6 protein-coding genes, 2 tRNA genes and 2 rRNA genes (1 of these 10 only partly in view) are annotated in these 11,010 nt (G+C 40.3%); 1 reads left to right on the forward strand and 9 read right to left on the reverse strand.

Annotation, left to right across the window (positions count from 1 at the left end; genetic code table 11):
* From AQPE_RS07905 to AQPE_RS07935, 7 genes are all read right to left on the reverse strand, one after another.
* Window positions 1-278, reverse strand: a 23S ribosomal RNA gene (locus tag AQPE_RS07905); it reaches 2,602 nt to the left of the window's first position.
* A 382-nt stretch (window positions 279-660) separates the two neighbouring features.
* Window positions 661-734, reverse strand: a tRNA-Ala gene (locus AQPE_RS07910).
* Window positions 735-844: 110 nt separating this feature from the next.
* Window positions 845-918: transfer RNA gene (locus AQPE_RS07915), tRNA-Ile, on the reverse strand.
* Window positions 919-1,118: 200 nt separating this feature from the next.
* Window positions 1,119-2,636 (reverse strand): 16S ribosomal RNA (locus tag AQPE_RS07920).
* Together the 16S and 23S rRNA genes with 2 tRNA genes alongside form the textbook arrangement of a ribosomal RNA operon.
* Before the next feature lie 1,720 nt (window positions 2,637-4,356).
* On the reverse strand, window positions 4,357-4,794 hold the full coding sequence (locus AQPE_RS07925; protein WP_318350518.1) for a DUF2971 domain-containing protein: 438 nt from the start codon (window positions 4,792-4,794) through the stop codon (window positions 4,357-4,359).
* A 275-nt stretch (window positions 4,795-5,069) separates the two neighbouring features.
* On the reverse strand, window positions 5,070-5,537 hold the full coding sequence (locus AQPE_RS07930; RefSeq protein WP_318350519.1) for a GNAT family N-acetyltransferase: 468 nt from the start codon (window positions 5,535-5,537) through the stop codon (window positions 5,070-5,072).
* Between the two features lie 181 nt (window positions 5,538-5,718).
* Window positions 5,719-6,033: a helix-turn-helix domain-containing protein gene (locus AQPE_RS07935; protein ID WP_318350520.1), complete on the reverse strand. Its 315-nt coding sequence runs from the start codon at window positions 6,031-6,033 to the stop codon at window positions 5,719-5,721.
* 196 nt (window positions 6,034-6,229) lie between these two features.
* Here AQPE_RS07935 and AQPE_RS07940 point away from each other — a divergent pair, with 196 nt between their 5' ends.
* Window positions 6,230-7,315 (forward strand): DUF4056 domain-containing protein, encoded by a 1,086-nt coding sequence (locus AQPE_RS07940; protein WP_318350521.1) that lies wholly within the window; start codon window positions 6,230-6,232, stop codon window positions 7,313-7,315.
* 200 nt (window positions 7,316-7,515) lie between these two features.
* On the opposite strand, the gene AQPE_RS07945 is transcribed toward AQPE_RS07940, so the two are convergent.
* Window positions 7,516-9,000: a glycosyltransferase family 2 protein gene (locus AQPE_RS07945; RefSeq protein ID WP_318350522.1), complete on the reverse strand. Its 1,485-nt coding sequence runs from the start codon at window positions 8,998-9,000 to the stop codon at window positions 7,516-7,518.
* Window positions 9,001-9,013: 13 nt separating this feature from the next.
* Window positions 9,014-10,519 carry a glycoside hydrolase family 10 protein gene (locus AQPE_RS07950; RefSeq protein WP_318350523.1) on the reverse strand — a complete coding sequence of 502 codons (1,506 nt, stop codon included), beginning with the start codon at window positions 10,517-10,519 and terminating at the stop codon, window positions 9,014-9,016.
* Window positions 10,520-11,010 lie beyond the last annotated feature (491 nt).

An 11,010-nucleotide genomic window follows, 5' to 3' on the forward strand; every position in this document is an offset into this window, starting at 1 on the left:
CAACATTGCCGAAACAATATTGGTTTAGGCTGTTCCCTTTTCGCTCGCCACTACTTGGGGAATCACTTTTGTTTTCTTTTCCTCCGCTTACTTAGATGTTTCAGTTCGGCGGGTTGACCTCCGACATAATCGGATACCTGTTACCAGGTGGGTTGTCCCATTCGGATATTTACGGATCAAAGGTTATTTGCACCTCCCCGCAACTTTTCGCAGCTTATCACGTCCTTCTTCGTCTCTGAGAGCCAAGGCATCCTCCGTACGCCCTTACTAACTTTCTTCTATAATTATACTTACAGGTTAATCTGTATTTTACTTCTATTTATTTTTCCCAATATGTCAAAGAACTTTATAACTCGTCTTTTCTCTTCCAGAAAAACCGAACCGGTATTCCTTTCTGATTCCAGATTGTGTGAGTTAAACGTGGATATTTTATGGACTCGAACCACTTTTATATGCGCCACCGCATATCCTTGTTTCAAAGTTTCGGGTTGCGAGTTACAGGTTACGGGTTATTTTACCCTTGACCCTGACTCTATGCCCTTTGCCTCTTCAATAATTTGTTTGAACGTGTGTTGTTTCTCTTCGTCTTTTGATCTTCTTATTCTCCGTACTCTTAACTTAGGTACTCATGTACTTTGTCGCTTTGGTACTTCTTTTCAGTGGAGAATAAGGGAGTCGAACCCTTGACCCTCTGCGTGCAAGGCAGATGCTCTAGCCAACTGAGCTAATCCCCCGGTTGTGAAGATTAGAAGATTAGAATCCTGAAGATTAGAATGTAATCATTAGCATTGCTGCTTCATTTTTTATTCTAACATTCTACCACTCTAATATTCTGATATTCCTGTAGTCCCGCCCAGATTTGAACTGGGGACCCCTACATTATCAGTGTAGTGCTCTAACCAACTGAGCTACGAGACTGTTATTTTCAAGATTTTAGATTTTAGACTTCAGATTTTAGACTCTTTTCAGATTGTTTAGATCCACTGCTTCGGTCTTCTGTCTTCGGTCTTCTATCTTATTCCCAAAACTTCAATCTCTCTACAATATTTTTAAAAAGGAAAAGGAAAACAATTCTTATCGGCAATTAATTAATCTTCGTCTTGTCAATAGAGCTCCAGAAAGGAGGTGTTCCAGCCACACCTTCCGGTACGGCTACCTTGTTACGACTTAACACCAGTTACTAGTTTTACCCTAGGCCGCTCCTCGCGGTTACAGACTTCAGGTACCCCCAGCTTCCATTGTTTGACGGGCGGTGTGTACAAGGCCCGGGAACGTATTCACCGCATCATGGCTGATATGCGATTACTAGCGAATCCAGCTTCACGAAGTCGGGTTGCAGACTTCGATCCGAACTGAGACAAGCTTTAGAGATTAGCATCCTGTCACCAGGTAGCTGCCCTTTGTACTTGCCATTGTAACACGTGTGTAGCCCTGGACATAAGGGCCGTGCTGATTTGACGTCATCCCCACCTTCCTCACACCTTACGGTGGCAGTCTCGCTAGAGTCCCCGGCATGACCCGCTGGCAACTAACGATAAGGGTTGCGCTCGTTATGGGACTTAACCCGACACCTCACGGCACGAGCTGACGACAACCATGCAGCACCTTGAAGAACGTCCGAAGAAGGCAACCTTTCGGCTGCTGTCGTTCCCCATTTAAGCCCAGGTAAGGTTCCTCGCGTATCATCGAATTAAACCACATGTTCCTCCGCTTGTGCGGGCCCCCGTCAATTCCTTTGAGTTTCAACCTTGCGATCGTACTCCCCAGGTGGATCACTTAATGCTTTCGCTTGGCCGCATACTGTGTATCGCATACAGCGAGTGATCATCGTTTACGGCGTGGACTACCAGGGTATCTAATCCTGTTCGCTCCCCACGCTTTCGTGCATCAGCGTCAGTGACAGTTTAGTAAGCTGCCTTCGCAATCGGTGTTCTGTGTAATATCTAAGCATTTCACCGCTACACTACACATTCCGCTTACCTCAATTGTACTCAAGCTCTTCAGTATCAATGGCAATTCTATCGTTAAGCGACAGGATTTCACCACTGACTTAAAAAGCCGCCTACGCACCCTTTAAACCCAATGAATCCGGATAACGCTCGCATCCTCCGTATTACCGCGGCTGCTGGCACGGAGTTAGCCGATGCTTATTCATACACTACCGTCGGGGCAGGACACGTCCTGCTTTTTCTTGGTGTATAAAAGAAGTTTACGACCCATAGGGCCTTCATCCTTCACGCGGGATGGCTGGTTCAGGCTTGCGCCCATTGACCAATATTCCTCACTGCTGCCTCCCGTAGGAGTCTGGTCCGTGTCTCAGTACCAGTGTGGGGGATCATCCTCTCAGAACCCCTAGACATCGTAGTCTTGGTGAGCCGTTACCTCACCAACTAACTAATGTCACGCATGCCCATCTTTAACCGCCGGAGCTTTATCTGAATCCCCATGCGGAAACTCAGAACTATGAGGTATTAATCCACATTTCTATGGGCTATCCCTCTGTTAAAGGTAGGTTGCATACGCGTTACTCACCCGTGCGCCACTCTCACCCCGATTGCTCGGGGATCCCGTTCGACTTGCATGTGTTAGGCCTCCCGCTAGCGTTCATCCTGAGCCAGGATCAAACTCTTCGTTGTAATATAAAAGTTAAATATTTTCCTCGCTCTGACGTAACTCAATTTCTATTCTTGCGTCTCTTCCTTGTTTTTCCTTTTCCCAATATTTTCAATGAACTCTCTGCCCTTAGGCTATCGTTTCCCCCATCCTTAATACTACCTCTTGCGAAGCGTCCTCCAAATGAGAAAATCAATGCTGTGTTATTAGAACTCTTTTTGTTTTCGCTTTCCACATTTACTGATCAATTCTCAGCGGCGTTTCAGCGGGGTGCAAAGTTATGAAGCTTTTTTAAACTACCAAAAGTATTTTAATCTTTTTCTTGTTTTTTTCTTCTCCGTTTCGTTGCCTGCTTTGGTTTAACCTCTTTACTTAATCTATCTTTCTTTACTATTAAACCATCCGGATAACCGGCCTGCAAACTCTAAACCTTTACTCCCATTTGTGTCAGTGAACTCTTTTTATTTTAGCGGCTGCAAAGGTAAAATTTACTTTTAATATTCCAAACAATATCCTAAAGTTTATTCGAAATAATTTTCAGTACCTTTTCTGCCTTTTCAATCATTAATTACCGTTACCGGCAATCAGCTTTCCGTTAAAAGCGGCTGCAAAGAAATACCTTTTATCTGAACCTTCCAAATCTTTCTTAACTTATTTTTTAATTCAGATCAAATTCCTTATAACCAACTACTTAAAGAACTTTTGCCTCACATTCTACATTGCTGCTTTTCTGTTTAGCGGCTGCAAAGATAGACCCCTTTTCTTCATTTCCAAACACCATACAAACCTTTTTTTAAACTAATTTATACTGCATATTCTCTCTTTCTGTAGATCAGACTGTTATAAAACATGAAGACACAAACTCTTTCAACTAGAAACTGGCACTAAGCTCTGGAAAGAGCTATTTGCTTAGCTCAAATGAGACTTTCTATGACACTACCCATATTGAAAAAACGAACCGTAGTATTTCAATTCCTATTCAATTCATGAGAACAATCCGATGTAAGTAATAAGTTGTGAGTTATAAGTTGTACTTTGATTATTGGTTATCTGAACTTACGAGGGTATAAATTTTCATGAAAGAGTTTTGGCACATGAAAAAATCCTATCATTTGGTAGGAAACCCAGGAAGCACGTACAAAACATGTTGCACGGCACAAAAGCAACAACAGCAAGGGTTTAAAAGGTATTAATATTGGCTTAATCTACGTTTTGGTAGGAAGAAGGGCAAGAAAGTCTACAAGTATCGGGTGACAGTTGCCGGAGAACGAAAAAAGAGAATCGGGAAGCTTTCGCACTAAATTGATAGTGTTATCTTTACTGATCATTGGAGCAAATTGAGAACTAAAATACTGGGTAAACAGAACAATTCTCTGTCAATCTAGAATGCTGCAGAAATGAAGAAGTAGGCATAAAAACGATTGCCATGCGATAATTAACGACTATTTGAAAGTTATTCTGATAAGTATTTCTCAATCAACCGATAACTTTTAGTGTCAATTTCCATTTTAGAAATTCTTATCCAGTCAAATTCCTTTTGTTCTATCAAATCAATTATTCTCCGTACATGATCTTCACTCGTCTTACATCCAAAAGTCACTTTTATTATTGATCTGGCCGGTATTGTCTGAAGTTCATCAGGATTTCCTCCCAAAATGATTCTTTTTTCTTTCTCATACTTCCAATCCTTACTCTTTGTTAAGACCATGTGATCTACAGCCCGATTCTTATATCTTGAAAAATTCAAGGGTTTAGATTTCTGGCATATTTGACATTAGAGATTAAGCTATTTTTATTAAATGTATCCGATAATACTTTTTGATCAAATTGAATACAAAGACCACTATGGCATAGCGAATAATGGCTCCACATGAGTATATTGGAATTAGTAAAGCTAAAACAACAAATTTTTGTTTCTCTCTTTAAGGATTGAAATTGATCAATCAAATTTACAACAAAGTCCTCCTTCTCTTTTTCGAAAATAGCTAGTTGCCTTTTAATTCTAGTATTATCATTAGTATTCCTTTTTATGATCTCTTTAAAGTACTTCTTTGAAATATCATATTCGACTAATCCATCATGAAATTCAAAAGGGTCATTAAAACTGCTTGGAGATGAGAATTTCAATGTATTCTGTCCTATAATCGCTTCAGCTCCAATAAAATCGACATACTTATACATCACTAGCGATTTGTATTTACAGCAATTGTACAAATTTTATGCTTACTTCAATCAAAAAAGAATAAAAGATTTGAACAACAGGCGGTTGAAAGTGGCTGGCATATTAAAACCTAACAGGTCTCGGAGACCTGTTAGGTTTTGGGAGAGATGTGCAACAAATGTCCGTCACATGAATGTGACGGCAAAAGATAGCAGCTATTCAAGCTAATATTTTGCTGATTAACAGCACATTTATCCTTTAGCATTGGCTTCAGCCAACGGATACTAATATCCGATTATAGCTTTTTCTCCCAGAACATCATTCTGGGCACACAATCGGTGAAACCCATTTTTTTGTAGAGCGATTTGGCAGTGAGATTGTCTTCGCGTACTTCAAGATTGACGCGACAAAAACCATTTTGAGAAGCATAATTGATGATTCCGCGCAATAAAAAATGGCCGGCACCTATGTTACGGCATTCGGGTGCGACAATAAAATCATGGATATTTATGAGTGGCTTAGCCTGAAATGTGGAGAAATTGACGTTACAATTGGCCAAGCCGGCAAACTGATCGTCGGCCATTACAAAGAACCCAAGAAATCCGGAGTGTTTTTTTAATCCTGAAATGATTTGAGTTCCCAATCCTGTGGGCATGGGCCGGTTATTTCCCATGGGATCTTTCATGTAATCGTTGAGCAGTTTGACCACCTGGGTGCAATGCAACTGGTTTTGTAGATCGACTTGAATGATTGAGAGTTCCATAGAAAATAGATTTGCTGTTCAATTATTTACAATTTACGATTTCTTTCAGAAAAAATACCACCAAGACTCAAAGACACTGCGTTTCACTAAGCGTGCTTATTTAGCCATCCAACCCCTTGATCGGAGCATTCTCAGGCCTTCCTTGTTAGAGAGGGTTTTGTTAAGTTCAGACCTTAAAACGTCATGAAGCAATGTCGTATTTTTTTAAGCGGATGCCAAGCATTCGCTCGGTTACTTTCAACGCGTCGGCAGTCTTGGCAATATTTCCTTTCGAGCTAACCAAGGCCTCGCGAATAATCTGCTTTTCAATCTGTTCAACAGTGTCGGTCAAACCTACGGAAACTTTTGTATTGGTAGAATCGGCAGCTAGCAAAGATAGTGGCAGATCATAACAGTGCATCACATTATCTTTGCACAATATACAAGCCCGTTCGATGCAATTCTCCAACTCGCGAATATTTCCAGGCCCGAAATCCTTTTGATAATGAATAACCATAACGACAAACACTTTGAACAAATATCGCCATTAACATTTTCATTTTCATTCAATAGCATTTGTTCTGTCGTCATTTTAATGAATTATTAACAGCTTTAAGTATCCTTGTTCGTTGTTAAAGAATCATAACGTTGATTACAAATGGATTAAAGCAAAAAATTTTCTTATACATTTGCACCTTCCTTAGTTTTGTGCCATGAAAACAATTCGAAACCTGTTACTTCTTACGGTAATCTATTTCTTTGCTATTAACGCATACGCAAAGGCTCCAATATTTCCGGATAAACTTCCTGATCCAAAGCCTCACCGCATAATCAGAACTTGTTGTTCGTTTGGTACCGAAATGCAGCTTTTTGCCATTCCTGGAATTAAACTGACCGAAACAACAAGCCTTGATAAAATTGGACCGCATCATTACCTGGGCGATGCCAGTGAAGAAAACGGTATTATTTATTCGCGGCGAGGTGGGTTTATTGATATGGCGCATTTACGCGACCAATCGGACTGGACAGCCTACCTTTACACTCAGATACTTGAACATAAAAAGAAAGGAAGTTTGTCCATTATCCTGGGTCGTGAGGGAGGCGAAAAAACACTAAATGTCTCTATTCCAACAAACCTGAATAACCAGGATCTCATTAACCTTGCCGGAAAAATTGCTTACGATTTATCGGTGTGGCATGAGATTGCCACCTGGTTTGGAGCTTCAAGTATTCCGTTTGTGCCTGAACGATATTCAAGTTTCTCGATTGAAGATCCCTATTCCAATTTGCTGGGCGCCACTATCGGAATTCAGGCTTTACAAAGCGAATTACCATACGAACAAGCTGTAACGCAAATAATTAATAAATACCTGAAAGATTTGGACGCGGTTTCGAATGAAGCTGAAACTTATCTGGCGATGGAAGCCGTTCGTGATGTCTGGTGGACGCGCGACAAAAAACTGCCTAGCAGTAAAGTGCTGTTACAACGTCAACTTCAGGTTTATCCTTGCCTGAAACCTTGGTTGGTGCCAGGCTGGAGCACTGCAAATCAAACCCCTCTTGAATTAAGTGTTCCTGAATTGGCTTCAAATGGACAAGACCTCAATCAGTTTTATCAGTTGGAATTTAAACTAAACTATAAATTCCCTTTTCATAAAATGTTTCCGGAACGTAAAGAAAGAAACATCACTCAAAACGATTTCAACCGAATGATTGCACAAGTTGCCAATGAGCTAACAAGAAAAGAAAACCGATCGCTGGATCGAAAAGATAAAATCAAATACTCGGCTGCAAACTAAAGAAATATGAATATCCTTACCTAAGGAGATTTTGCTCTGGAAAAACCGATATTCAATTATCATTTATTGTTCATTTGTAGTCATTTGAGCTACAATTAATGACTACTAACGACCATCTAATGACTCCATTTTGAATTTAGGCATGGTATCGGATACTCATTAAAAGAAATACCCAAACGCTCGATTTAATTCGGCCACGATTAACTTCCATCGAACCAGTCTTTTCCCGGATCAGATTTTTTGTTTCGCTGTATACGAGCCTGAAGTTCAAACGTACGCAAGCGATCTTTATACAAATTGTGGATATTCATTTTTGCAAGATCCAGCGAAGCATCAGTATTATCGTCCCACCTCCGGCACAAATAAACGGGTTGATAAATCCTTCCGATTTTATATTTTCCTGAAATGGCCAATCCAAGCGCATAATCTTCGCCATAACTCGTATTCGGGACACGAATTTCGCGCAGTATAGGTGTATAAAAAGCACGGGGTGTGCCAAGTCCATTGATTCGCAGCGCATTATTCGGCCCATTGTCGTCGGTCCATTCGCGGTGATCGATTACTCCTGGTGGAATTTCTTCGAGATTAAAATTGGTCATCCGATAACTACCAATCACCATGGCACAATTATCTTCGTAAAACTTATCGACCATGATTTGAAGCGTGTTTTCATCGAGATACAAATCATCGCTATCGAGCTGGACTGTAAATTTCCCACAAGCGGGGTGAAATACGGCTTCGTTCCAGCAACCTCCAATTCCCAAATCTTTTCGTTCAGGAATAAGGTGTATAAGCTTTCCCTGCCGGGCATATTCGCGCAATATTTCTGAAGTTCCGTCGGTCGAATAATTATCGACAACAATCAAGTTAACGTGGAAAGAAGTTTTCTGTATAAGGACAGAAACAATGGCATCGCGGATTGTTTTTACCCTATTGCGAACCGGAATTACAACAGTTGCTTCGGTTTCAAATTGCTCAGAAAAGATAGTCTCCGGGAATGGGGCAAGCAACAGAGCCCCAATTTCTCTTAAATGAGAGGTACAAACCTGCTCCATCTCCAACTGGCGTTCGCGGGCAGTGGCTTTCACATAATCAAATTGCTTTTCGCCTGACGAACGAGTATCTGATTCTACTTTAGTAAACAAGAATTCAGGAACATGGATCAACTCTCCCATCCGGCTGGCGCGTAAGCGAAGTGCATAACATCCGGCATATTTGAGTGTTTCGTAGTTTTCGTACCTGAAAGCTTTTAAAACTTCAGATCTGAAAAACCTTACCGGTCCAAAATTAAAATCATCGCGCAAACTACCCGGCTGATAATCAATTAAAGGATAAGGCGAAAGTACTCCATCCTTCAATTCCATATAATCGGCATAAACCATTGGTGCATCAGTATATTCAGCTACCTGCAACAATCGCTCGATTGCCCCTGAGCCAATTTCAGTCGGTGAATCGCCAAGAGCAAGCAACGCAAAATCAGCCCGAAGCAATTTGGCAATCAGCCGGATTGTTGAACAGGAGCCATTCTCTTCTACAATCACCACCTCGCAGTTATTCAATTGAACCTGATCGGGAGCGAGAATATATATTTGATTCACCAGTAATGAATCCCGGCATTGATCAATTTGTTTTTGACTGGAAAACTGATCTGTAAAAATAAAAAAACAGTCAACTTTTGGATTCATAACCGATCTTACTTTATAGTTTAAGCACTTTCACTTTACTTATTTCGCTTTCGTTGTGAAGCCGATCAAGAGCAGATATGCGCACTTCATATTTTCTCTGTAATTTACGGGAATTTTGCTTAAATTTTATGCTTTTATGCTTCGTAATGGTAAAAATATTTTCGGGGTTCCTAACATCAAATTGCTGCCCAACCGGATTCAAGTAAACCACATAATTCGCGACTTTATCCATATCATTTTCTGTCTTTGAAGACTTCCACTTCAGCTTATGCCCTCTTTTTTTGAAATGCGTTGGAGACTCAGGCGCCTTTTTATCAATCCAAGGCATTTGTGGAACCAGAGCCGGAAACTTATACAAGTTATCGCGAAGATTTTGATCGAAACCAAATAAATCGCGTTTAAAGTGAACGCTGCTGTAAAAAGCACTTCCACCAAGCTGAGGAATCTGGCGAATAATCTGTATTTGCTTAACCAACTGATTCGGGTCTTTCCAATCCGGAACGGTTGAATTGGCTTCAAGTTTATAAACTGCCTGACCAATATACATTGCCCTGCCATAAGTATGAGCCGCCCACCATTTGCTCAACGTCAGGAAATCGACTGACGGATGACCAATCTGCCAATACAATTGAGGAAGACAATAATCAATCCACCCATTTTTCTGCCATTTCAAAATGTCGGCATACAAATGATCGTAGTTTGTTGTTCCTGCAGTAGTTTCTGATCCTTCCGGATCGTCAGCTTTATTTCTCCATACACCAAACGGACTGATACCAAATTTCACCCAAGGTTTGGTTTTTTTAATATTTTCTGAAAGCGTCTTTATTAAAATATCGACATTGTCGCGCCGCCAATTGGCTTTTTGATCGGCCTGAAAACCCCTATTAAATTGAGCGAATGAATTTTCGTCCGGGAAATCTTCCTTCAGCGGATAAGGATAAAAATAATCGTCAAAATGGATCGCATCCACATCGTATCGCGAAACAATGTCAATAACAACTTTAACAACAAATTCCCGGGTTTGCGGCAATCCCGGATCAAAGTATAACTTGCCGCCATAGTTCACAATCCAGTCAGAATGTTTAAAGGCAATGTGGTTCGCTGCCAGCGGATCATTTATATTTTGTGCTACTCTGAACGGATTTAACCATGCATGAAACTCCATGTTACGCTTGTGACATTCATTAATCCAGAATTGAAGTGGATCGTAAAATGGATTTGGCGCTTTACCCTGAGTGCCGGTTAAATACTTAGACCAAGGTTCAAGGTCTGAATGATAAAAAGCATCGGCGGAAGGCCTGATTTGCATGATGATGGCATTCATTCCATTTTTAGAATGCATATTTAGAATGTCAATGACTTCCTTCATTTGTTGTTCAGTTGAAAGTCCAGGCTTTGAAGGCCAGTCGATGTTGTTCACCGTTGCCACCCAAACGGCTCTAAATTCTCGCTTAGGGGCTAATTGAGCACACAAATCAAATGATAAAAAGAAAAAGAAAAGAAAAAGAAACTTAAGCATAGGAACTGAATTAAATGATACACAAAATACGGCTATCCTGAGAAATACCAACCAATTAGGAAGAAGTTTTTATTAAGACCAGACTGTTGAAAACAATTTTCAGGGAATTGCCATTTTTAACTATCTCAAGAATCACAAAACAGTAATGAATAAGCCAGTAAAACAAACAATACGGCCTAAAACTTGCCTTAAGTCATGCCCCACGAACAGCCAATAAAATAGATATGTTACCTAAATAAAAAATCATCAAATATTCAGCTTTCAATGAATGGACATTTGGTACTTTCTTATTTTTTTTAATACCTTTGACCCGTTCAGTAAACTGAATGTGTTCTTTTGACAAAAAGTATTTAAAAATATAATACACTTGGCGAACCAAAGTGCAACTTTAATGGTTACTTAGGTAGCTTCTACAAAGTTGGTTACTTTGATAAGCTTATGGTTTATTAGGTTTAGTTGGTTTAGGTTAGTTTCCCGTCGTAACGGGTGAA

It is taken from the genome of Aquipluma nitroreducens (assembly GCF_009689585.1).
In the GTDB taxonomy this organism is placed as follows: domain Bacteria; phylum Bacteroidota; class Bacteroidia; order Bacteroidales; family Prolixibacteraceae; genus Aquipluma; species Aquipluma nitroreducens.

Excerpts from the sequence above, each read along its gene's own strand:
- AQPE_RS07925 (WP_318350518.1), bottom strand. The coding sequence starts at position 4,794 with ATGTATAAGTATGTCGATTTTATTGGAGCTGAAGCGATTATAGGACAG.
- AQPE_RS07930 (WP_318350519.1), bottom strand. The coding sequence starts at position 5,537 with ATGGAACTCTCAATCATTCAAGTCGATCTACAAAACCAGTTGCATTGC.
- AQPE_RS07935 (WP_318350520.1), bottom strand. The coding sequence starts at position 6,033 with ATGGTTATTCATTATCAAAAGGATTTCGGGCCTGGAAATATTCGCGAG.
- AQPE_RS07940 (WP_318350521.1), top strand. The coding sequence starts at position 6,230 with ATGAAAACAATTCGAAACCTGTTACTTCTTACGGTAATCTATTTCTTT.
- AQPE_RS07945 (WP_318350522.1), bottom strand. The coding sequence starts at position 9,000 with ATGAATCCAAAAGTTGACTGTTTTTTTATTTTTACAGATCAGTTTTCC.
- AQPE_RS07950 (WP_318350523.1), bottom strand. The coding sequence starts at position 10,519 with ATGCTTAAGTTTCTTTTTCTTTTCTTTTTCTTTTTATCATTTGATTTG.